This is a genomic window from Exiguobacterium sp. s6, from assembly GCF_018618155.1.
GTDB lineage: Bacteria > Bacillota > Bacilli > Exiguobacteriales > Exiguobacteriaceae > Exiguobacterium > Exiguobacterium mexicanum_A.
Genome location: NZ_JACSLN010000003.1, coordinates 124,461 through 147,378, shown reverse-complemented (window position 1 = coordinate 147,378; position 22,918 = coordinate 124,461). Strand labels below are relative to the sequence as shown.

Below are 22,918 nucleotides of genomic sequence, written 5' to 3'. Positions count from 1 at the left end.
TTGAAGGGAGACGGGGCCATGCTCTATGTGTACGTCGGCTTGGCAGGAGCGCTCGGTGCCTTGGCACGTTATGGAATCGGGACAGGCATCGAGACGTTTTGGATCGGTCTGTTTCCGCTCGGGACGCTGCTCATCAATTTATCAGGAAGTTTCGCGCTCGGTTGGCTGACACACTTTCTGTTTCGTTCCGGACGTCTCTCCCCAAGTGTCGTCACTGCGGTCGGGACAGGGTTCATCGGCTCGTTTACGACGTTCTCGACGTTCAGTGTGGAGACGATTGAATTGTTAGAGGCTGACGCATTCGGTTCAGCTCTGCTTTATGTGACGCTCAGTCTCGGACTTGGGCTGTTTAGTTCATGGCTCGGATTTTGGTTTGGGCGGCGACGGTTCGATCGGGCTGTCATGCGAGAGGAGGGAGTGCGATGACGCTTCTCGTCATCATGATCGGCGCGTTCTTCGGGGCGATGGCGCGATTCGGGGTCGGTCAGTTCGTCAAAACCCGGACGACATCGGCGTTCCCGTGGGCGACGCTCATCGTCAATGTGACTGGTTCGTTTGGACTTGGGTATTTATACGGGGCGAATGTTCACCAAACGCTCATGCTCGGTCTCGGTGTCGGCTTTCTCGGTTCGTTCACGACGTTCTCGACGTTCAAGCTCGAAGTGATGCGGTTCGTTGCCAAAGACTGGTTTCGTTTCGGGATGTATTTGCTTGCGACCTATGTACTTGGTCTGCTGGCGGCCTATCTCGGTTATCATCTGCCATGAAAAATCCCTCGGAAACTTGTTCCGAGGGATTTGTTTTATTCGCTAAGTTGAAGTTTTTCAGCACAAGATGGGCATGTGTTCTCGTAAGACTCGCACTGCTCATCCATCTGTTTCCCACACTCTTGACACGTCTTATCCGGTAACTTCCGATAAAATTCGACGGAAGATTCAAGTCGGCTTGCCCATTCATTCATTGTAACTGCCCCCTTTATTTAAGTAACGTAGCTGTTATGTTGTTTTGATTGTATTATAACAGTGGTGTGTAAGTCAATAATAATATATAACAGATTTATAAATCGGATTTTGTTAGAATGAGAGTACAGAAAACGAGGTGAGACGGATGAAAGCACCCCAGTGTGAAACAATCGCCATTCAAAGTGAAGATGTGACGGTGTTACAACGGGCACTGACAGACCTAGATGCGGTTCGAGTCAGTCGATTGTTCAAGGCGTTCGCCGATCCGACCCGGCTCAAAGTGTTGTACGTCCTGACGTTAGAACGGGAACTGTGCGTCTGTGATGTGGCGGCCGTGATTGGACATTCAAACGCGACGGCGTCGCATCATTTACGGACGTTGCTCGAGCAAGGGCTTGTCAAATATCGAAAAGATGGAAAAGTCGTCTACTACTCACTCGACGATGATCACGTCCGGCTACTCGTCGAGATTGCGATGGCCCACAGTGCCGAACAAATTGATGCGTGACAAAGAGCCAGCTGGGATTCCAGTCGGCTCTTTTTTCGGTTGTAATTGTGAGTGAACAGCGTTATGATATATTCAAATGAACGTTTGAATGTAAAGGGGCGAGATAATTATGAAACGGGATGTATTACCTGTTGAAGGGATCACATGTACGAACTGTGCCGCCAAAATCGAGAAAAGCGTGACGGGAGAGGACGGTGTCGCCGCTTGTCAAATCGATTTTGCGACAAGTCGAATGATTATCGAATGGGATGATTCGAAGGATCACACGAAGACGCTCCGCGCCATCGAAGCGACGATGGGGCGAATTGAACCGGGTGCACATTTTGTCAAAGACGAGGCGGAAGTGCCGATGTCGGGTCGCTTATTGTGGCGGTTTGGCGTCGCGTTCGCCCTGCTGCTCGTCGGTCTGTACACCGATTCGCTCTTTGTGTACGCGATTGCCTATGTGGTCGCAGGCTATGACGTCGTCTATGCCGCAATTCGTAACGTATGGCATCGGGAATGGTTTGATGAAAAATTTTTAATGACGATTGCGACGATCGGTGCGATTGCGATTGCGGAGTATCCGGAAGCGGTCGCCGTCATGCTGTTCTACCAGCTCGGTGAATACTTCCAAGCACGGGCCGTCCACGCCTCGCGACGGTCGATTCAATCGCTGTTGAACATGAAGCCGACGATTGCGCGCGTGTTCGAAGATGGACGTGAAGTAGAAAGACGTCCTGAAGAGGTCGCGGTCGGTAGCATCATCATCGTTCGAGCAGGCGAACAGATCCCGATGGACGGTCGTGTGCTGCGAGGCTCGAGCTCATTGGATACGGCGTCGCTGACAGGTGAGTCGTTACCACGCCCAATCGGTCCCGAGGAAGACGTCCTTGCGGGAATGGTCAACCTTGACGGGCGGCTCGAAATACGAGTCGAACGCCCGGCGACTGAATCGAGCCTGCAAAAAATGATTGCCCTCGTCGAACAAGCGAGCATGAACAAGGCGAGAACGGAACAGATGATCACACGGTTGGCGAAAGTATACACGCCGGTCGTCGTCGTGCTCGCGGCGGTCGTCGCATTTGTTCCACCACTGTTTGTCGGAAATCTCGAGGAATGGGTATACCGGGCCTTAATCTTCCTCGTCATCAGTTGTCCATGCGCCTTGGTGATCTCGATTCCACTCGGCTATTTCGGTGGGATTGGAGCAGGTTCACGGCGGGGCATCCTAGTGAAAGGCGGCGAATATTTAGATGTGCTCGCCGAAGTCGATACGGTCGTATTCGATAAGACCGGTACGCTCACGACCGGCCGCTTTGAAGTGACCGATGTCGTGACAAACGGGGAGCTGACGACAGACGAGTTGCTTCAGCTTGCCGCCCGTGTTGAGATGGCCTCCACGCATCCGCTCGCAAAAGCAATCGTCGAGCATGCGGGTCCAGTCGCACCGTTCTCGATGATTCAAGAAGAACCGGGATACGGGTTGATGGCGATCGACGGTGAAAACCGCATTTACGTCGGCAGCGCCCGCTATGTTCAAAAATTGGGTTATCCAACCCCGGCGGAGACATCGGGGACGATCGTCCATATCGTCAAAAATGACCGTTGGCTCGGCCGAATCGAGTTGAGAGACCAAGTGAAGCCAGATGCGCAAGAAACGATTCAAGCTTTGAAGCGCTATGGTTATCAGACGGTCATGTTGACCGGGGACCGGCAAGAAGTCGCAGCCGCCGTCGGTTCGGCAATTGGAATCGATGAAGTGAGAAGCGAATTGCTTCCGCATCAAAAAGTCTCAGAAGTCGAGCGGTTGGCGACAACCGGCAAGGTCGCTTTTGTCGGTGACGGATTGAACGATGCGGCGGCGCTCGCACGAGCCGATGTCGGACTCGTGATGGGCGGCGTCGGGAGTGATGCAGCGGTCACGGCAGCCGACCTCGTGCTGATGAACGACGCTCCGCGAGACGTCGTGGCAGCGATTGAATTAAGTAAGCGGACACGGCGGATTGTTTGGCAAAACATCACGTTCGCGTTCGGTATGAAGGCGCTCTTCCTCTTGCTCGGTCTCTTCGGACTAGCCTCGATGTGGGAAGCGGTGTTTGCTGACGTCGGGGTTGCCTTGCTCGCCATCGGGAACGCCGCACGTCTCATTCATTCCAAATAAAAAGACCTCACAATGGAAATTGAGGTCGAGGGATCGTCTCATTGGAGACGGTCTTTTTTTCGTGTTTTGAAGAGGAGAAACAGCAAAACGAGCAGTGCGGCGATGAGCAAGATGGCAATCGACGTGAGGGCTTGAATCAACACATCGATTTGATTCTCGGTCGCGACGAGTTGTTTGCGGATGTCTTCATACTGTAGTTTCTTCAATGCGCGCAAATCTTCGAGGATCGTTTGGCGCTGATCGGTCATCGTCTCGGCTAGCTCGGTCGCGGCCTCGAGATCGCCGCGCTCATAAAAGACAAGCACTTCGGCGGCGCCTTGCTCCCATATTCCGTCACGGTAAAGCAAATCAATCAGCGAGCTCGGTGTGTGCGGGTCGTTCGTGATCGACGTCTTCAACTCTTCAGCTTGCTGGGACATACTGTAATACGATTCTAAAAAACGCCGGTCTTCGTAGGCGAGCAACCCGCGAATGGCGTTGGCTCGTTCAATGTTAAAATACATGATCTCTTCGATGGCATCATAGGAATCGAGGCGTTGACTATGAATCGACTCGAGCTGATGTCTCGTGTCTCGAAGTTGAAACCCAAAACCCGCAAGGATCAGCGCGGATAAAAGTGACAACAAGATGAGTAAGGTCAGCCATTTCTGTTGGGACACGGTCATCCCTCCTTCCATACAATCGTACAATATTTACCGATTTCGTCGCAAAATATTTTTTTGGAAAAGGAAAATTTCGGGTAAAGGTATAAATATATAGTAAAGCGTTTCTTGTTATCGTTTACAATGAAATGAGGAACGATTTCATTCATAAGGAGAATACACATGCCAGAGAACTCATCGTTACGCAAGTTACACCAGGTCTTGAAAGAAAAACGAACGAACATGGAATACGACATTCCGGCCTTGTGGAACCGCCTGCAATTCCCTTCAGAGCCTGTCCGAGATGGCGTCGAACGGGTCAATCCTTACGATTTTTTAATCGAGACGATTGAAAAAGCGATTCTCCCGCATGCGGTCGACGGACGGGATTATCATCAGTCGGTCGCCCAAGCGGATGGATATCTTCAAACGGGCGGCGATTGGATTAAGCGTGCCTCCGTCTATTCGATGCAAGTCCGGACCTCGACGTCATGGGATCATGACGGTTCAGGTTATGTCGAGATGGAAAACTCGGTCGGGATGAAGGACACGGGAACGTTCGTCAAAACGCTCGCGCTAATCCCGCACTTGCTTTATATGGGAATTGACACGTTGTTCCTATTGCCAATCTCGCAACATAGCCACAAAAATAAAAAAGGCGAGTTTGGTTCTCCTTATGCCGTGCAAGACTTCTTTGGAATCGATGAAGAACTGAAAGAGACGTTGACGGGAGACGGGTTGACGGTCGAAGAAGAGTTCGCCGCGTTCGTCGAGGCATGCCATATGGTCGGGATTCGGGTCGTCATCGATGTCATCCCGCGCACATGCGCCCGTGACAACCGTCTCATTCTAGAAAATCCGGAATGGTTTTATTGGATCCCGGTGACGGAACTCGACTACTATCACCCGCCGCACGTGCCCGGTATCGGAGAAAACGTAAAACCAGAGCACGCTTTCTTGCCAATGATTTACGGGTCGGAAGACGTCTGGGCGCATTTGCGTCGTTTCTCGATGGCGCCGAACCTCGTTGACGCGGACAAGTGGGAGACGGTGAAGACGTACTTGCTCGAGCACCCGGAAGAGAACTTGCTCGCGGTCATCGAGCGTGAGTTCGGTTTGACGACCGCTCCAGCTTTTTCGGATTGTATCAATGACCCGCAACCGCCATGGTCGGACGTCACATACTTCCGTCTGTTCCTCGATCATCCGACAGCGGCAGCGCCTTACGTCAGCGAGGCGAACTTGGCTCCGTACATTCTGTTCGATTCAATCAAGTCGAATCAATTCCGGGGCGATCAAATCAATGAGCCGCTATGGGCGATGCTCGCCGATATCATCCCGCACTACCAGCGCGAATTTGGAATCGATGGGGCCCGCATCGATATGGGTCACGCCTTGCCGGTCGATTTGGCACAACGGATCCTTCAACAGCCACGCGCACTCGACGCCAACTTCAGTTTCATCGCTGAAGAATTGATCGAAATCGGAGCGTGGGCAGCGAAAGAAGCGGGCTATAACATGATTATCGGCTACGGGTTCTATAAAGAACCTCGATTCGATACGCATGAGACACACCAGTTCATTTATGACTCACGTTTCTTACCGTTGCCGGTGTTCGCGGCCGGAGAGACAGCGGACACGCGCCGCGTGGCGACACGGGACGGGGGACGGCAAGCGAGTCGCTTGCTCACTGTGTTGAACGGCTTCGTGCCGAACGGGGTCCCGATGACGAACTCGGGGCTCGAACTGTATGAGACGCAACCGATGAACACCGGGCTCGACTGCCGACCGGAAGAAGCGTACCAACTCTTCCCGACCGATCCGTACTTTGGTAAGCTCGCCTTCTTCGACGCGTATCAGTTCCATTGGGATCACCCGGAACGAGACGAGATGATCGAACTCATGCATCAAGTTGCCGAAGTGCGTCGTCGTTGGTTGGACGTCCTCGTCAACCCGAGTCATTTCGAACCGCTCGCGATGACGCACATGGATGCGCCGTTCATCGGCCTCGCTTGGCTGCGTCCGGATACGAACGAGACGCTCCTTGTCGTTGCCAACACGAGCATGCATCATCCGCTGCAGGGGAAAGTCCCGCTCGACGGGGTGCGCCGCCGTAACTGGAACGCAAGCCGTTTCGCCGAGATGGTCTACTCACCGACGTCATGGCCGTATGCCGAGCACTCGTTCGATGAGAATTGGGACCTGTGGGTCGATTTGAAGCCGGGCGAAGTCAAAATTTATGAGATGAAATAAGCAAATGCCCCGAATCGGTTTACCGGTTCGGGGCATTTTTTGTCACATCGTCTGCTTCATGTAGTAGATGACAAACTCATCGAGCGGCATCGGCTTCGCATAGCGATACCCTTGCATCGAATCACAGCCGATCTTTCGTAAGAAATTCTCTTGATATTCTGTCTCGACCCCTTCGGCGACGAGTGCCATCCCAAGTTGTCGGGCCATGGCAACGATCGTCGCGGTGACGGTTTGATACTCCCGGTTCTCTTCGAGTTGCATCGTGAACTCGCGCGGAATCTTTAACTCGTCAATCGGATAGCGGACGAGGTAGGCGAGTGAGCTGTAGCCGGTCCCGAAGTCATCGATCGACAGTTTGATGCCGAGCGCCTTGAGTTCGAGGATCCGTGTCAACACCCGGTCGGAATGGTGGGCGGCGACGGTCTCGGTCAATTCGAAGTTGAGTCGGCTCGGTTCGATCGGAAACCGCTCAAACAAAGTCGTCAAATACTCGATTAAATGTTCATCGAACAATTGACGGACGGAGAGGTTGACCGACAATTTCGGCAAATTGATGTCTCCTTGCTCGAAGGCGTACATCAATTGGAACGTCTCATGGATCATCCAGCGACCGAGATCATGGATGTGGCCCGTCTCCTCGGCGATCGGGATGAATTGGCTCGGCGGAATGAAGACCCCATCGCGTTGCCAGCGCATGAGCGCCTCGGCCCCGATGATGGCTTTCGTCGAGGCGTCGACTTGAGGCTGAAGGTAAAGCGAGATCTCGCCTTTTTCAAGGGCGGTGTCGAGCCCTTCCATCAACAGCTTGCGTTCTTCTTTATCCGCACGCAGCTCTGGCGCGAACAGGACGGTCTCATTACGTCCCTTGTCCTTTGCCTTGTACATCGCGAGGTCTGCGTTTGAGAGCAAGTGCTTGAGCGTCGATCCGTGGTCGGGATAGCGGACGATGCCAATCGACGCATGGATCTCGACGAGCGTTCCGCCCATAAAGTAAGGCGGGCGATAGACGAAGCGTCGCAACCGTTCGACTAACATCTCATCATCATCATGTTCGGCGACGACGATGAACTCGTCACCGCCGAGCCGTCCCGCATACTCGTTCGGCAATAAGGCACCTCTTAGTCGTTTGCCGATGTGTTGCAGCAATTCATCGCCCATATGATGGCCGAACTGGTCGTTGATCTCTTTGAAGCCGTCCAGGTCGGAGAACATGAGCGAGAATCGTCGTCCTTCGGCGATGAGCCGTTCGATTTGTTCTTGCAACGCGTAACGGTTGTGTAGTCCCGTCAAACTGTCATGATTTGCTTGATAGTAGATTTGTTCTTGTTGCACGATCATTTGGGTGATGTCTTTGACGATGGCATAAATGCCTTCGACTTCCCCGTCGATAATCATCGGGATGTTCATCAGCTGCCAAACTCGCTTCGCCCCGTCCTCGGTGACGACATCGACGTCGAGCGTACGCGGGCGACCGTTCTTCAAATCATGCAATACGGTCGCATAGGCGGACCGGTCTTTTTGTTCGATGATATCTAATATGTTGGAACCGATGAGTGTCTCTGTGTCATGACCGAGCACCGAGCTGCCGGCCTCGTTTACGGACAACACTTCACCGTGAAGGTCGAACAAGAAAATCGGTTCGGCATGATAGGCGAACAGGGACCGATACTGTTGCTCCCGAATTTCAAGCTCATGTGCTTTCGTCGTCACTGCGACTTCAAGGTCAGTGTTGACGGTATGTAAGCGGTGGCTGATCAAGGCATTTTGCTTGGCGACGACGAACTGACGAATGAGTAGCAACAAGACGGCATTCGCGGTCATCGAATCGAGCACGGATGTACCGAGCAGCCGATCGGAGGCGAGCATGAACAGCATGACGATTGTGCTATAGACGACGTAATCGAACACGGAGTCATGGACGAGCGCGTCCTCGGTCGATTCATCAAACACGTAACTGATGGAAATGATGAAAATACTGGTCACTTGAAGCAAATGAATTAACTCGTGGCCGATGCCGTTGAAGATGAGCAATTGGTTCAAAATCGAAGCGGTCGTGAAGCTAAGAACGCCGACCAATAACAATACGCGGAAGCTCTGACCTGCCGAAGTGATTCGATTCAAGTAGAGAAAGCCGAGCATCATGTACAGACTGATCAGCACCATCTGTTCTTCAAACCCATTCAAGTTGGCGGCATAGCTCCCGTTCTCGCTCGAATAAATGAACAGATGCATGGCGCCGATCAACAGAAAACTGAGCAAGGCGAAGATGTCAAACGTCCGCAGTTTCAATGTCCGAATCTCAATCGACTGGGTGATCACGATCAACGACATGATTAAATAAAAGAAGTTTTGGATGAACGGCATAAGCTCAATTCCAGTTGACATGACGAAGTGATGCCCGACTAAATAGGCGATGAAACAAACATTGCCGGCGCTAATCAGTAAATAGATGTAGCGACGCATGCCGCGATTCCGAAGGACGGCGGTGATGCTGAAGGCAGTCGCGATGAGCGTGACCGCCGTGAAATAGACGAACAAACTCGTCTCCCTCAAGTCATAAGGGGTGAACAGGATCAATAAAAGGCCGAGAAAAAAGGTCCCGACGAGCAAAGCGGGGACTGTTTGGCGCAACGAGTGGTTGGTCAACTCATGCACCTCCTTCTGTATATGTCTAAGAGGCTCATCATTATTATCGGATTGTTTATGGATTTGTTACACCAAAAAAATCGACAGCAAGCTGCTGTCGATTACAAGGTATACGAATGCTCTTTGAAGTTACCGACGACCGAATCGATTTCCGAGACGGTGACGAACGCTTCCGAGTCGATATCGGAGACGATTTGACGTAGTTTCGGAATTTCATTGTTTTGCACGACGACGTACAACATTTTCTTCGAGTCGTTCGAATAACCACCGGTTGCGTCCATGATTGTGACACCACGCTTCAAGTTTTGCTTGATGACGAGGTTGATTTCATCGGCTTTCTTACAGATAATGAAGCACTGCTTTTGTGCCGAGAAGAATCGGTGAATCGTCAACAGCGTTCGCGACCGGACGAAACTGAGCACGAGCGCGTACATGACCGCTTTAATATCGAACGTGATGAACACGAGAATATAGACGATGATGTCTTGCGTCAAAAAGATCTTAGGGAGCGATAAATTGCGGTTGTTCGTGTAAATGACTTTCCCGAGAATATCTAGGCCACCGGTCGAGGCACCTGCGAATAACAGCAAGGCAAGTCCGAGACCGGAGACGATTCCGCTGAACACCGAGGCGACGAGCGGGTCGTCGAGCGGGGTCGGCGGGATGAGCACGGGCAACGTATCAATCAAGATAGATGATAAGACGACGACGAGCCCGGTCATGAGAATGAACCGTTTCCCCAGATATTTAATCCCGACGATAAAGAGCGGGATATTCAACACGAGTTGCGTGAATCCGATCGGTGTGCCGAACAGCTCGTTGATGATCAAGGTGATCCCGACGATGCCCCCGGACCCGATCTCGTTTGGTTTGAGCAATAAGCCGACAAAGATCGATTGTAGAATCGTTCCGGCGATGATGAACAAAGTCGTCTCGACGGCGATTCGTTTTCTTGATTTTGCGTACATAGATGATGGCTAGGCGCCATACGCCCCCTTTGAAATAAACTCACTCAAGCGTACTCCGATGGTGGAGGAATTTCAAGCGCCGAACGATTACAATTCGTTGTGGAAGCGGTCGATATCGCTTGCGAGCTGTTCATGCACGTAATCGATGACTTGAGCGTCATCGAATAAGCCAAGTGGGGCGTCGTCCGGAATCGCATCGAATGGGGATACGAAGTATAAGACGGCCGCAACGAGGGCATGTTGTTTGTCCGGCTGCATCTCGAACTGGTGATTATAGACGGCACGCAACATGTTGAGTAACTGTTTCATTTGGAAGTAGAGCGTCAGTTCTTCTTCTCGCTCGATATTGCTAATCTCGTTTGAAGCGACGTCGACCGTCACTTTAGCGAGAGCGAGTTCGCCTTGGACCAAAAGGTCACCTAATGTTTCATTGTCGGTATAGTCCTCGGTCGCGCTCGTTAAAAAGTGTGTGTACGTTGTTTTCCAATCTGACATGTATATTCCTCCTTCTGTCTTCATCTACTAATATGCCCGTTTTTGCGATTTGGTTGCAACTTTTCCGAAAATTTAAGAAAATAGAAATAAGTGAAAAAGGAGGAACTGTACATATGTCTACTGTAACCATGCCGACTGAGGCAGAATTTGCCCGCTACGCTGAGCTTGCCGTCAAAAAAGGCGTCAACATTCAGCCGGGCCAACAGCTCGAAGTCCGAGCTGATATTAGCCAAGCACCGCTCGTCCGTCAAATCGTGAAAGCAGCTTACGCGGCTGGCGCGAAACAAGTGTATGTCAACTGGAGCGACGAAGAGACGACGAAAGTCCGTTACTTCAACGCCCCGGCGGATGCTTTCAAAGAATACCCGGAATGGCTCAAGGCCCGCTTTGAGCAATTGGCCGAAGAGAAGACGGCATTCCTATCGATCGTCAGCGACGACCCGGACGCACTGAACGGCGTCGAGTCGTCACGCATCGCGGACTCGAACCGTGCTGCCGGCGTGGCGCTCGCGAAATGGCGCAAATATGTCATGAGCGACAATGTCAGCTGGTCAATCGTTGCTGGCGCTTCGGAAGCATGGGCGAAGAAAGTCTTCCCAGACCGTGAAGACGCCGTACCAGCCCTTTGGAAAGCGATTTTCGAAGCGACACGCATGGACCAACCGGATGTGGTCGCGGCGTGGGATACGCATGACGCATCGCTCCGTGAACGCGCGACGTTACTCACGAACAAGAAGTACACGAAGCTCCATTACAAAGCACCGGGCACGGAGCTGACGATCGGCTTGCCGAAGAAGCACGTCTTCCTTGGCGGCGGCGGTCCGAACATCGACGGTGTCGATTTCATCGCCAACATGCCGACCGAAGAAGTGTTCACGCTCGCCGATAAAGATTCGGTCGAAGGACACGTGTCGAGCACGAAACCGCTCAGCTATAGCGGCAACTTGATCGATGGATTCACGCTCTGGTTCGAAGGCGGGAAAGTCGTGAAGGCGGAAGCGAAACAAGGACAACAGGCACTCGATGAGTTGTTGAACCTCGATGAAGGGGCGCGTCGTATCGGAGAAGTCGCGCTCGTGCCGGACGACTCACCCATCTCGAACTCGGGTCTCCTTTTCTATAACACGTTGTTCGACGAAAACGCATCGTGCCACTTGGCGCTCGGACGCGCGTACTCGACATGTCTCGAAGGCGGACCGCAAATGTCAGCCGAAGAGCTCGCCGAGAACGGTGCGAACGACTCGATGACACACGTCGACTTCATGATCGGCTCGGCCGAGATGAACATCGACGGCGAACTCGAAGACGGTTCACGCGAAGCCATCATGCGTGACGGCAACTGGGTCATTTAATCAAGCAAGAGACGAATCCCTTCGTGGAATTCGTCTCTTTTTTCATGTCAATTCATAGAGAAAGGCGAGGGCGTTCGGTAACCGACGCCGCCACGCGATCTCGTTATGGACGGCACCAGGCTCGACTTCATAGCGAAAGGCGATCCCTGTTCGCGCGACCGTCTCGACGAGTTTCGCATTCGTATAAAGGTAATCCTCGGGCGTGATCGGTCCGCTCGTCTCGTTCGTCCCGATGTCCATATAGAGACGCGCCGTCACATCGGCCTGCTTCACTTCCCGAATGAGGGAGTCGAGATTAGCCCAAGCGGCCGTCGAGAGCGAGCCGACGCGCCGGATGGACGGATAGGCCGTCATCATATAGAGCGAGATGACCCCGCCCATCGAGCTGCCCATCACGCCGACGTCGTCCGGGTCGGTCGCGTAGCGTTCATCAATCCACGGCTTCAACTCTTGCATGAGCCAGTCGGCGTAAGCACGCCCTTTACCCCCGAGCGTGGGCCGTGTCTTGGCAAGTTCCGGTCCAATCCGCCGGTATAGCATCTCATCTTCATAAAACGAATACTCATCGTAGCGGTCGAGCCAGTCTGGGGCACTCGCGATGGCGACGACCATGAGCGGCAATTGTAAGTCCTCGATGTGGCGGTCGATCGACCAACCTTCGCCGATTGTGGCGGTCTTGCCGTCGAACACGTTTTGACCGTCGTGCATATAGAGGACCGGGATCCGCTCGTCAGCCGAAACAAAGTCGGGACGATAGACACGGACGATTCGTTTCCGTCCGCGTGTCGTCTCGGTCGGTAACGTAAAGCTGAATTGCTCAAGCATATAAAGCGCTCCTTTCCCATCAACTGTCTCCATTTTGCCGGGTGGAACCGGGGAATGCAATCCGCACACTTGACTACCTACCGTTCGTTAGGTAAGGTGGTGAGAGAGAAAGGGGACGATCTGTGATGAATACGAAACAACGAATCGAACTGGCGGCGCGGCGCCGGTTTGCTCTTGAAGGATATGAAGGCTTGTCGCTCGCCTCGCTCGCTGAGGATGTCGGCATCAAAAAAGCGTCGCTATACGCCCATATCGAAGGGAAAGAACAACTGTTCAAGCAAGTCGTCGAGGACATGGGGAACCGTTATGCACACATCTGGCAGGGGGCACGGGACGCTTCCGTTGACGCTGCGCCGCTCGAGCGGATCGAGGCGATCGTCGAGGCGTTGATTCGCTTCTTTGAAGAGGAGGAGACATGGATGCTGACGAAGCGGATGTTGCTCGTCCCACCGCCCGAGTTGCGATCGTTCATCGAGACGACGCTCGGTTCGGTCGAGACGGAACTGCAAGCGTTCGAGAAAGAACAGTTTCGATTGGCGATGGAGCAAGGGGCGTTACCCGAACAGTCACTCGAGGACGTGTATGACGCGTACTATTGTTTTCTAGACGGGGCGCTTCTTTCGCTCTTCACGCTTGAGACGAATCGCGTCAAACGGCAACGGGCCGCATTCACGATTTTCAAGAAAGGAGTCGGTTGGACATGAAACAAGATCAACTAGCCTGGGTTTGGCTCGTGCTCGCCGGTCTGCTCGAAATCGTCTGGGCGACGACGATGAAACTGTCGAACGGCTTCACGGTGCTCGGTCCGAGCGTGGTGACGATTCTCTTATTGATTGTGAGTTTTGGATTGTTGGCGATGTCGTTCCGCACCTTACCGGCCGGGACGGGGTACGCCGTCTTTACCGGCATCGGAGCCGTCGGAACGGTCATCGTCGGGGCGCTCTTGTTCGACGAGGCGCTCACCGGGATGAAGCTCGTCTTTATCATCACGCTTCTGATCGGTGTGGTCGGACTGAAACAAGTGACGGGAGGTGAGTCGGCATGAGTTGGGTATTTTTGATTGGTGCGGGTCTTGCTGAGATGATGGCCGTCTTTTGGATGGGTAAATCAAAAGGCTATCAGATTGTTAAATGGTCGATCTTGTCGGTCGGAACGTTTGCCTTGAGCTTTTATTTGTTGTCGCGTTCGCTCGAGACGCTCCCGCTCGGATTGGCGTATTCGATTTGGGTCGGGATTGGGGCGGCCGGCGGGGTCATGCTCGGCATGCTGTACTTGAACGAATCCCGGGACCGGTGGCGTATCTTCTTCTTATTGCTTATTATCGGTAGTGTCATCGGATTGAAAGTTGTCGCATGATCAGGATTAGCTTCGAATAAAAACGGGAATTGAATAGTTCAGACTGTGAACGAAAGGGGCGGGGACGATGAGTCATATCAAACTGCAATCCGAGCGTCTACGACTCGAACCTTACACGATTGCTGATTTTTATTTCGTGAAATCGCTACTCCAAGATCCGCGCGTGATGCGTTTTATTAGCCCGGACGGAAAGCCATATACGGATGAACAGACGATCGAGTGGTTCGAGCGCCAGTTGGCCCGCTATCAGACGGGTCGTCAAACCGGGTTGCTCAAATTGATGTCGCATGAAAATGACGAGCCGATTGGTCATGCCGGCACGTTGCTCCATGAACTCGACGGCACGATTGAACTTGAAGTCGGATATTGGTTGGCGCCGAAGCATTGGCATATGGGCTACGGACGCGAGGCAGCGGCTCGTCTTATGCGTCATGCGTTCGAAGAAGGTGAGAAAGAGATCATTTCCTTGATTCATCCGGATAACGTCCCATCGCAACGGGTCGCGAAAGCGAACGGACTGCATTGGGACCGTGACACTGAGTATCAAGGCATGCTCGTCTCTGTCTATGCCGGTGATTTAGAGCGGTTATGCCGCCATATGAAACGGGAAGAAATGACGCGTTAAAAAAAAGTAAAAAAGTTTTAAAAAACAGTTGCCAAGGCATTAGTTTCTTGATATATTAATAGTGTCCTTAAGAGAGGACACGACCTGATTCTGTAGCTCAGCTGGGAGAGCGCTACCTTGACAGGGTAGAGGTCGCTGGTTCGAGCCCAGTCAGAATCACTTGGGTGCCAAACCCGATGCGAAACCCATAGGAACGTGGGTTTCCGCGATGCCACTTCTTGCGAGAAGTGGCTTTTTTTTGTTTTTCTTTCAATTGACAGTCTACATACACAGTTGGTATATTCCTCTCAATACATACAGAAACGGGGAATATTACAATGGTCTTAACCGGAACAATCGTCAACGCGGCGTTGATCGTGATTGGCACATTACTTGGACTTTTATTTCACCGCATCCCCGAACGAATGAAAGAGACGGTCACCGCAGCCATCGGTCTCGCCGTCGTCTTGCTTGGGATTCAAATGGGGATGAAGAGTGAGAACTTTTTAATCGTCATCGGCAGTCTCGTCATCGGGGCGGCGTTCGGTGAATGGTGGAAGCTCGATGAGAAGTTGAACGAGGTCGGCTATCAATTGGAACGTCGACTCGGCGGTAAGAGCAAGTCGAGTATCGCCGAAGGCTTCATCACGGCGACGCTCATCTTCGTCATCGGGGCGATGGCCGTCATCGGGGCACTCGACAGTGGATTGCGCGGGGATCATGATGTCCTCTATACAAAAGGATTGATTGACGGCTTCACGGCACTCGTCCTTAGCTCGACGCTAGGGATTGGGGTCATGTTCTCGGCCGTCCCGGTTCTCTTATACCAAGGGGCAATCGCCTTGCTCGCCATCCAAATCATGAAGTTTATCCCGGAATCGCTCATGGATGACTTTATTTTAGAAATGACAGCGACCGGCGGCGTCATGATCGTCGCAATCGGTTTAAATTTGGTCGGCATCACTCGGATTCGCGTCGCGAATCTATTGCCGGGGATTTTGATGGTCGCCATCATCGTCACCGTGTTACATATCTTTCAATGAACAAATGGACGGGCGCAAAAAACGCGCCCGTCCATTTTTGTATAGGTCATGACTTTTTTGAGTTGGAACGTAAAGCCTCGGTGATGAGTTGATCCCAGTCGGCGGCCTCACAGGATGATGTGCACGTCGGTTTGATCTCACAAGTGGCACATTTCCCGCCTTTTGCTTTTCGTGTGTATCGATAAAGCGCATAAACGGCGTATCCGAAGACGCCAAGGCCAATCAATGGATCAAATAAAGACATCTCATTTCCTCCTTGTCACGAAAATCCGAGTAGACGGCCGATTTGGTAGATGAGCAACGATACGACATACGCCACGCCTAATCCGTAAAGGCTAGCGACCCATGTCAGCTTGGCGCTTCCTACCTCACGCCGAATGACAGCAACGGTCGCCAGGCACGGCACATAAAGCAAGACGAACGCCATGAAGCTATACGCGCTCAACGGAGTGAACACGGGAAATAATGAAGCCGACAAATCGGATTCACTGACCGCATAGATGATCGCCATCGTCGAAACGACGACTTCTTTCGCCAAAAAACCGGTGATGAGTGCAGCGCCCGCTTGCCATGTCCCAAATCCGAGCGGTACCAACAACGTCGCGATGACGCCACCGACCATGGCGAGAAAACTCTCGTCCATCGGCACGTCGAACCCATTTGGGCCGGAATAAGCGAGCAACCAAATGAAGACGGAACCTCCAAAGATGAACGTACCGGCTTTTCGGACGAACCCTTTTGCTTTTTGCCACGTGCTGCGCCAAAGCGTCAACCCCTGAGGGACCCGGTAAGGAGGTTGTTCGACGATAAAGAGGCTATTTTGGTCTTCTGCGGCCAAGAGGGACGTAAAAATTTTAGCGATGATCAATGCCAAGATGATTCCTAACATATAGAGCGACAGGACGACGAGCGCTTGATTCGATGCAAAAAAGCTAGCAGCAAAGACAGCGTAAATTGGTAGACGTGCAGAGCAAGACATGAACGGTGAAATGAATATCGTCACCAGCCGTTCGCGCTCCTCCTCGATCGTTCGGGCGGCCATGATGCCCGGGACGTTGCAGCCGAAGCCGATGATCATCGGGATGAAGCTTTTCCCGTTCAGTCCAACGAGTTGCATGAAACGATCCATGACGATGGCGACGCGCGCCATATACCCTGAGTCCTCTAAGAATGAGATGAAGAAAAAGAGCACAAAGATTTGCGGCACGAAGACGAGGACGCCGCCGACACCGGCGATCACACCTTCGATGATCAACGCCTGGATGAAGGACGAGGTCCCGAGCGTTTGTAACAACCAGCTCGTTCCCGATGTGAGGGGACCGGTCAACAATCCATCCAATACATCGGATAAGGGCGCGCCGACCCAGTTGAACGTGATATGGAACAAGCTATAGAGCACCGCGAAGAAAATCGGTAAACCCCAGATCGGATGTGTGACGACGGCATCGATGCGATCAGTCAGCGTGACGCGCCGGGTATTCCGTTCCTCGACGACGTGCTGACGAACGTCTTTCGTCCACTCGCGTCTTCGTTCCGTGATATGGGCATGAGCGAAGCGACCGAGTTTCATTTCCAACGTCTTTCGAATCGCGAGGACGGTTGGTGCTGAAGACTCAAGTAGCTCGGAAATGACGCGGTTTCCAGCCAAGTATTGGACAGCGACCCAGCGGTCACGGTCGGAGCGGCCGGTCGCGTCCAAAATTTGTTGAATCGCTCGTTCGGTATCTTGCCCGTAGTCAAGGATGAACGGGTCGCGTGGTTTCGATTGAAGCGAGGACAAAAGGACATCACAACCGGCTCCGGTGCGCGCTGTGATGGGGAAAATATCGACGTTCAACCGTTCGCGCAACCGTTCTAGATTGATGGTGATCCCCCGTCCTTCAGCGACATCGACCATGTTCAATCCGATTTGGAGCGGGCGCCCCATTTCGAGCAGCTGGAGCGTCAATTGTAAATTGCGTTCGAACTGTGAGGCGTCGATGATGTTGAACAGCCCATCGAACGATTCCTGTAACAGAAACCTCGAGACGATCGCTTCGTCAGCCGACAGAGGGTCTAAATCATAGACACCCGGCAAGTCGATTAACTGTCCGATGTTTCCATGCAATTGTCCGACTTTCTGTTCGACGGTAACGCCGGACCAGTTTCCGACGTGGGCGAAAGAACCTGTCAATCGATTGAACAATGACGTTTTTCCGGTATTCGGGTTCCCGATGAGGGCAATTCGTTGGGTCACGGGACGATCACCTCGATTTGTTCGGCGTCACAACGACGAATCGCAATCATTTGTTGATGTTCGATTTGTTCGATGGTGAGCGGCCCGGATAGGATGGCCCGACGTTTGATCCGTATGGAACAGCCCTCATAAAACCCTAAAGCGATCATGCGGCGGCGCAGACGATCATCAATTCTCGTCAAATCGGATATGAACACAGGCTGATGTAACGGAATGGCAAGTAGTGAACGCATTGAGATCTCTCCATATTCATTAAATGATAATTGTTCTCAATCAGTAGCATACCATGCCCTTTGTCGTTGAAAGTTCCTATAATATGTGGATTTTATGACTTATCGAGCATACGAAAGGAAACAAAAAAATGCCCGCTAGACGTCAGAACGTAACGTTCGACTTCTAGCGGGCATTTCATTCAATGGTTACGTTCTTTCAATCGGTGCGTCGATCGCTTCATGGTCTTCTTTCGCGCTTTCACGTAGTGCGGATGACATGACGTCAGCCAAGTCGCGTGTGCGAAGGACACCGACACCCCGATCGGTCGGACCGTCCGGCGCGGCCACATCTGCGATCAAGTCGTTCGTCGGCCGTGTCTCATGGAGGAGAAGCTCAGCTGATCCTTTCATCGCTTGGGCGACGATCTGACGGGCCGTCGTTTCGTCAAATCCTGCTTCCGTCAAGACCGGTGTCATCGACCCGACAATCTCGTAAAAGAAAGCGGGGCTACAACCGGCGGCGGCCATAAAGGCCGACATCGTCTTCGCATCAGTCACAGCTGTACGACCAACACGCTCAAACAAAGCCGTCGCGGTCTCGCGGACCGTATCATCGGTCTCGGGTCCGAACCAGAGCCCGGTCATCCCGTTTTGATAAGCCACTGGCGTATTCGGCATCGCGCAGACGGCAGGGAGACCTGACGCCTCTTCAATTTCGCTCGGTTCGATATGAGCCGCTACGGAGACGAGGAGCGGTGTGGTCCACGTCTTCGAGCTTACATATGGAAGCACCCCGTCCGGTTGCATCGCAAGGACGACAATGTCATACGCGTTGACATCCTCTTCGTCGACGATTTGCACGCCGAGCTCAGTGTGAAGTTCTGTAAGACGTGTCCGGTCACTCCGGTTCGTCATCGTGATTTGTTCAGGAGACAGACCTGAGGCTAACCATCCGCGGACGAGTGACTCGCTCATCGATCCTGCTCCTACCATTAAAATATTCATAATCGTCACCTCTTCATATAGATTCGGTCGTGTACATGTTGCCTATCATAACAAATGATGCGTCAAATAGCGCCTCTCGTGCTCAAATTGTAAAACAAAGGAAAAACGTGACACCGTCTTGTCACTGGATTGTCGCAGACGTCACGGATGACAAGTCGGACCGGTCGAGCTATCATGGCAGTAATCAATCAGGAGGCGATGAAACGTGAAACGAGTGTTAGTCCGGGGGATTCAAGGGTATCAACGCTTCATTTCTCCGTTGAAACCACCGACGTGTCGGTTTTATCCGAGTTGTTCGCATTATGGGATCGAGGCGATCGAGAAACATGGTGCACTCAAAGGTGGTTATTTGACGACGCGCCGGCTCATGCGTTGCCAACCGTTCCATTCGGGCGGGCTCGACTACGTGCCGGACGAGTTCGATTGGAAGGCGCCGTTACAACGTGAAAAACCCCCATCTCAGCGAGACGTCTAATCGACGGCTCGCTGTTTTAGATACAGCCCCTCTTTCTCTGACTTGTTTTATCACAATACTTTTGACAATCTTCTAAGTATTCTGAAAAAATAGAGGTGTACTCATTACATACGGGGAAAGGGGAATACAACATGGGTCAATCGTTCAGTGAACTCATCGGTACGATTTCAAACTTTGTGTGGGGACCACCGTTATTGATTTTGCTTGTGGGGACAGGCATTTATTTGACGGTACGTCTCGGGGGAATCCAAATCACGAAGTTGCCTTACGCATTGAAGCTCGCATTCTCTAAAAATCAGGACAAGTCATCGAAAGGGGACATCAGTCACTTCCAAGCACTCATGACCGCGCTCGCGGCTACGGTCGGTACGGGGAATATCGTCGGGGTCGCGACGGCCGTCGTGCTCGGTGGGCCAGGCGCGATCGTCTGGATGTGGGTATCCGGTTTCTTCGGAATGGCGACCAAATACGCGGAAGCCGTGCTCGCGGTCAAATATCGGGTCACTGATGAGCGGGGACAAATGGCTGGGGGACCAATGTATTACTTGGAGCGTGGCTTGAAACAGCGCTGGCTCGCCGTCGCCTTCGCGGGGTTTGCTTCCCTCGCGGCGTTCGGGATTGGAAACGGGGTACAGACGAATTCGGTGGCGATGGCACTCCAAACGACGTTTGATGTGCCGCTTTACGTATCCGGTATCTTGATCATGATCTTCACGGGTGCGGTCATCTTAGGTGGTGTCAAATCGATTGGACGCGTCGTCAGTTACTTCGTACCGGTCATGATCGTCTTTTATCTCGGCAGTGGATTATTGATTATGATTATGAACTATACGCTCATTCCAGATGCGATTTCACTCATCTTCAGCAGCACGTTAAGCGCCGAGGCAATTGGTGGAGGAGCGATCGGGGCGGCGATTCGTTACGGGGTGGCCCGCGGCGTCTTCTCGAACGAGGCTGGTCTTGGATCGGCCCCAATCGCGGCGGCAGCGGCCAAGACGGATATGCCAGGACGTCAGGCACTCGTCTCGATGACGCAAGTGTTCCTCGATACGCTCATCGTCTGTTCGGTCACAGGGATCACGCTCGTCATGGGCGGACAAATCGGGTCGGGGCTCGAAGGGGTCGCGTTGACGACGGCGACGTTCGAGCAATTTTTAGGGCCGGCTGGCGGATATATCGTGACAATCGGCCTCGTCATGTTCGCCTATTCGACGGTGCTCGGATGGTCGTATTATGGAGAACGTTCGATTCACTACTTGTTCGGCCAGAAATCGATTATTCCGTATCGCATCGCCTTCGTCCTCGTGGCCGGACTCGGCGCGATGACGACGAACCTTAACTTGGTCTGGGCCCTTTCCGATGTGTTTAACGGTTTGATGGCCATCCCGAACTTGATTGGTCTGCTGTTCTTGTCGGGTGTCGTGATCGCCGAGACGAAACGGTTCAATCAGCAACTCGAGCTCGAAAATCGAAATCGAAAAGCATCTTAACGAAACACGCCACCGTCTTCAAGGAGACGGTGGCGTGTTTCGTTTGCGCACCTCTTCGAGTCGCGCTTGCTGGAGGTGGTCAAAGACTTTGGTGATGAAGCCGACCATGATGCCGACACCAGTAATGACGTAGCCGATCGTGAACACTTTACCGAGATCGGTCGTCGGGACGAAATCCCCATAGCCAATCGTCGTGAGCGTGACGACGCTGAAATACAAGGCGTCAAGCCAACGCATGTCCTCGAACCGTGAATAAAATAGTGTCCCCGAGACGATGGTCAGGAGGGCGAGACTGAACAACACTTGAAACTCAGCGTCTTTCAGACCGCGCCAGATTCCGCGAAACATGCGACGAAATGTCAAAATAAATGAGAGCATTCGCCCGCCTCCTTTCTTTATAGGTTTGTTCGCTAATAACAGGGGAACATCCTCTATAGAAAAGTTGGAAAGGATGATACATCATGACACGACCGATCCCGAAAGAACAAGGGCTCGACCATAGCTTGGCGTTCCTCCGGGAGGGCTACTTGTATGTCCCGAACCGCAGAAAAAGCTTTCAGTCAAACCTATTCGAAACGCGTTTGCTTGGGGAGCGAGCGATCTGTCTCGGTGGTGCCGAGGCAGCCGCTTTATTTTATGACGCGGATAAATTCGTTCGGCAAGACGCGGCACCGAAGCGGTTGCTGAAGACGTTGTTCGGGGAGGACGGGGTGCAGACGCTGGACGGTGCGGCGCATGCACATCGAAAAAAGATGTTCATGTCGCTCATGTTCCCAGGAAATATCGAGCGACTGACGAGACTTGTCAGCCGTGAATGGGAACGAGCGCTCGATGCGGCCGAAGACGAAACAATGCTCTATGATATGGCGCAAGAAGTCCTCATGCGGGCCGTTTGTGAATGGGCCGGGGTCCCGCTCGGCGAGCATGAAGTGAAACAGCGGACGGACGAGATGCGGTTGTTGTTCGAATCGGGGACGGCCCTTGGACCAAAGCACATACGTGGACGGGCGGCCCGGTCGTCGGCCGAGTCTTGGGTTCGGAAGATGGTCGAGGAAGTGCGGACGAACCGGTTGCTTCCGAACGAACAGACAGCGTTGTATGAATTTTCATGGCATCGTGATGAGGCAGGGGAGCTGCTTCCGGCCGATGTCGTGGCGGTCGAGGTGATCAATATTATACGACCGACCGTAGCGGTGTCGATTTACGTCTTGTTCACTGTGCTCGCGTTGCATCAGTTTCCGGAGGCTCGTGCCCGGTTGGCCTACGGCGAGACGGATTCGACATGGTTCGTCCAAGAAGTCCGGCGCTTTTATCCGTTCTTCCCGGTGACGGCTGCGCGCGTCAAGCAGGACTTCGAATGGGATGGGTTTGCGTTCGAGCAAGGGACGCTCGTCTTGCTCGACTTGTATGGGACGAACCACGACCCCTCGCTTTGGACGGAACCCGAACAGTTCAATCCAGACCGGTTCAAAGGTTGGACCGAGAGCCCGTTCACGTTCATCCCTCAAGGTGGCGGGGATGTGGATTTTGGGCATCGCTGCGCCGGGGAACATGTGACGATCGCCATCATGCGTGAAACGATCGACGTGTTCTTGAACCGCTATCGCTATGAGGTACCGTCTCAAGACCTTAGTTATAGTTTTGTGGACTTACCGAGTTTGCCGAAAAGCGGGCTCGTGTTGGAACGGGTTGAACGCAAATGAG

25 protein-coding genes and 1 tRNA gene are annotated in these 22,918 nt (G+C 52.8%); 15 read left to right on the top strand and 11 right to left on the bottom strand.

The annotated features are described in order from the left end of the window. Positions 1-18: 18 nt before the first annotated feature. Positions 19-426 (top strand): fluoride efflux transporter CrcB, encoded by a 408-nt coding sequence (crcB, locus tag KNP75_RS13505; RefSeq protein ID WP_034781232.1) that lies wholly within the window; start codon positions 19-21, stop codon positions 424-426. After that, positions 423-767: a fluoride efflux transporter FluC gene (locus KNP75_RS13500; RefSeq protein ID WP_214754289.1), complete on the top strand. Its 345-nt coding sequence runs from the start codon at positions 423-425 to the stop codon at positions 765-767. The genes crcB and KNP75_RS13500 overlap by 4 nt, the downstream gene beginning before the upstream one ends. A gap of 35 nt (positions 768-802) precedes the next feature. Here the strand turns inward: KNP75_RS13500 and yhfH are convergent, their stop codons facing one another. After that, positions 803-961, bottom strand: coding sequence for a protein YhfH (gene yhfH / locus KNP75_RS13495; RefSeq protein WP_021065246.1), 159 nt, complete (start codon positions 959-961; stop codon positions 803-805). A 146-nt stretch (positions 962-1,107) separates the two neighbouring features. Here yhfH and KNP75_RS13490 point away from each other — a divergent pair, with 146 nt between their 5' ends. Both KNP75_RS13490 and KNP75_RS13485 read left to right on the top strand, forming a co-directional pair. Next, positions 1,108-1,470, top strand: a complete 363-nt coding sequence (locus tag KNP75_RS13490) for an ArsR/SmtB family transcription factor (protein WP_034781229.1) — start codon at positions 1,108-1,110, stop codon at positions 1,468-1,470. Between the two features lie 109 nt (positions 1,471-1,579). Then, positions 1,580-3,613: a heavy metal translocating P-type ATPase gene (locus KNP75_RS13485; protein WP_251128361.1), complete on the top strand. Its 2,034-nt coding sequence runs from the start codon at positions 1,580-1,582 to the stop codon at positions 3,611-3,613. Between the two features lie 38 nt (positions 3,614-3,651). Here the strand turns inward: KNP75_RS13485 and KNP75_RS13480 are convergent, their stop codons facing one another. Then, the gene (locus KNP75_RS13480; RefSeq protein ID WP_214837210.1) at positions 3,652-4,278 is read right to left on the bottom strand and encodes a hypothetical protein; all 627 of its coding nucleotides are present in this window, start codon (positions 4,276-4,278) and stop codon (positions 3,652-3,654) included. A gap of 159 nt (positions 4,279-4,437) precedes the next feature. Between KNP75_RS13480 and KNP75_RS13475 the strand changes: the two genes are divergently transcribed. Then, positions 4,438-6,507, top strand: a complete 2,070-nt coding sequence (locus KNP75_RS13475; RefSeq protein ID WP_233005449.1) for an alpha-amylase family protein — start codon at positions 4,438-4,440, stop codon at positions 6,505-6,507. Positions 6,508-6,549: 42 nt separating this feature from the next. Here KNP75_RS13475 and KNP75_RS13470 read toward each other — a convergent pair whose 3' ends face one another. From KNP75_RS13470 to KNP75_RS13460, 3 genes are all read right to left on the bottom strand, one after another. Then, positions 6,550-9,153 carry a putative bifunctional diguanylate cyclase/phosphodiesterase gene (locus KNP75_RS13470; protein WP_251128360.1) on the bottom strand — a complete coding sequence of 868 codons (2,604 nt, stop codon included), beginning with the start codon at positions 9,151-9,153 and terminating at the stop codon, positions 6,550-6,552. A 101-nt stretch (positions 9,154-9,254) separates the two neighbouring features. After that, positions 9,255-10,121, bottom strand: coding sequence for a YitT family protein (locus tag KNP75_RS13465; protein WP_034781221.1), 867 nt, complete (start codon positions 10,119-10,121; stop codon positions 9,255-9,257). Between the two features lie 87 nt (positions 10,122-10,208). After that, positions 10,209-10,616, bottom strand: coding sequence for a YkvA family protein (locus tag KNP75_RS13460; protein ID WP_034781220.1), 408 nt, complete (start codon positions 10,614-10,616; stop codon positions 10,209-10,211). 113 nt (positions 10,617-10,729) lie between these two features. On the opposite strand from KNP75_RS13460, the gene KNP75_RS13455 reads away from it, so the two are divergent. Continuing rightward, on the top strand, positions 10,730-11,968 hold the full coding sequence (locus KNP75_RS13455; RefSeq protein ID WP_200860057.1) for an aminopeptidase: 1,239 nt from the start codon (positions 10,730-10,732) through the stop codon (positions 11,966-11,968). Between the two features lie 42 nt (positions 11,969-12,010). Here KNP75_RS13455 and KNP75_RS13450 read toward each other — a convergent pair whose 3' ends face one another. Then, a complete protein-coding gene (locus tag KNP75_RS13450) occupies positions 12,011-12,793 on the bottom strand; it encodes an alpha/beta hydrolase (protein ID WP_138859981.1) in 783 nt (260 codons plus the stop codon). Between the two features lie 125 nt (positions 12,794-12,918). Between KNP75_RS13450 and KNP75_RS13445 the strand changes: the two genes are divergently transcribed. The 6 genes from KNP75_RS13445 (at position 12,919) to KNP75_RS13420 (ending at position 15,796) form a co-directional block, all read left to right on the top strand. Next, positions 12,919-13,497 (top strand): TetR/AcrR family transcriptional regulator, encoded by a 579-nt coding sequence (locus KNP75_RS13445; RefSeq protein ID WP_215190629.1) that lies wholly within the window; start codon positions 12,919-12,921, stop codon positions 13,495-13,497. After that, a complete protein-coding gene (locus KNP75_RS13440; RefSeq protein WP_215190628.1) occupies positions 13,494-13,838 on the top strand; it encodes a DMT family transporter in 345 nt (114 codons plus the stop codon). The genes KNP75_RS13445 and KNP75_RS13440 overlap by 4 nt, the downstream gene beginning before the upstream one ends. Further along, a complete protein-coding gene (locus tag KNP75_RS13435; RefSeq protein WP_215190627.1) occupies positions 13,835-14,149 on the top strand; it encodes a DMT family transporter in 315 nt (104 codons plus the stop codon). Before KNP75_RS13440 ends, KNP75_RS13435 begins: the two co-directional genes overlap by 4 nt. Before the next feature lie 67 nt (positions 14,150-14,216). Further along, entirely contained in the window at positions 14,217-14,774 is a 558-nt protein-coding gene (locus KNP75_RS13430) for a GNAT family N-acetyltransferase (protein ID WP_029596076.1), read from the top strand. 86 nt (positions 14,775-14,860) lie between these two features. Further along, a tRNA-Val gene (locus KNP75_RS13425) sits at positions 14,861-14,933 on the top strand. 158 nt (positions 14,934-15,091) lie between these two features. Further along, on the top strand, positions 15,092-15,796 hold the full coding sequence (locus tag KNP75_RS13420) for a DUF554 domain-containing protein (RefSeq protein WP_215190626.1): 705 nt from the start codon (positions 15,092-15,094) through the stop codon (positions 15,794-15,796). Between the two features lie 46 nt (positions 15,797-15,842). Here the strand turns inward: KNP75_RS13420 and KNP75_RS13415 are convergent, their stop codons facing one another. The 4 genes from KNP75_RS13415 to KNP75_RS13400 form a co-directional block, all read right to left on the bottom strand. Further along, positions 15,843-16,040 (bottom strand): FeoB-associated Cys-rich membrane protein, encoded by a 198-nt coding sequence (locus KNP75_RS13415; RefSeq protein ID WP_215190625.1) that lies wholly within the window; start codon positions 16,038-16,040, stop codon positions 15,843-15,845. Positions 16,041-16,055: 15 nt separating this feature from the next. Beyond that, the gene (feoB, locus tag KNP75_RS13410) at positions 16,056-18,032 is read right to left on the bottom strand and encodes a ferrous iron transport protein B (protein WP_215190624.1); all 1,977 of its coding nucleotides are present in this window, start codon (positions 18,030-18,032) and stop codon (positions 16,056-16,058) included. Further along, positions 18,029-18,265, bottom strand: coding sequence for a FeoA family protein (locus tag KNP75_RS13405; protein WP_214754283.1), 237 nt, complete (start codon positions 18,263-18,265; stop codon positions 18,029-18,031). Before KNP75_RS13405 ends, feoB begins: the two co-directional genes overlap by 4 nt. Positions 18,266-18,451: 186 nt before the next feature. Beyond that, positions 18,452-19,249, bottom strand: coding sequence for a pyrroline-5-carboxylate reductase family protein (locus KNP75_RS13400; protein WP_034781206.1), 798 nt, complete (start codon positions 19,247-19,249; stop codon positions 18,452-18,454). Between the two features lie 205 nt (positions 19,250-19,454). On the opposite strand from KNP75_RS13400, the gene yidD reads away from it, so the two are divergent. Both yidD and KNP75_RS13390 read left to right on the top strand, forming a co-directional pair. Further along, on the top strand, positions 19,455-19,724 hold the full coding sequence (gene yidD, locus KNP75_RS13395) for a membrane protein insertion efficiency factor YidD (protein WP_034781204.1): 270 nt from the start codon (positions 19,455-19,457) through the stop codon (positions 19,722-19,724). A gap of 131 nt (positions 19,725-19,855) precedes the next feature. Beyond that, complete coding sequence (locus KNP75_RS13390) at positions 19,856-21,214, top strand: alanine/glycine:cation symporter family protein (protein ID WP_214712218.1); 1,359 nt, start codon at positions 19,856-19,858, stop codon at positions 21,212-21,214. 18 nt (positions 21,215-21,232) lie between these two features. On the opposite strand, the gene KNP75_RS13385 is transcribed toward KNP75_RS13390, so the two are convergent. Continuing rightward, positions 21,233-21,592, bottom strand: a complete 360-nt coding sequence (locus KNP75_RS13385) for a potassium channel family protein (protein WP_034781199.1) — start codon at positions 21,590-21,592, stop codon at positions 21,233-21,235. An 83-nt stretch (positions 21,593-21,675) separates the two neighbouring features. On the opposite strand from KNP75_RS13385, the gene cypC reads away from it, so the two are divergent. Further along, positions 21,676-22,917, top strand: a complete 1,242-nt coding sequence (cypC, locus tag KNP75_RS13380) for a CYP152 family fatty-acid peroxygenase CypC (protein ID WP_214823772.1) — start codon at positions 21,676-21,678, stop codon at positions 22,915-22,917. Position 22,918 lies beyond the last annotated feature (1 nt).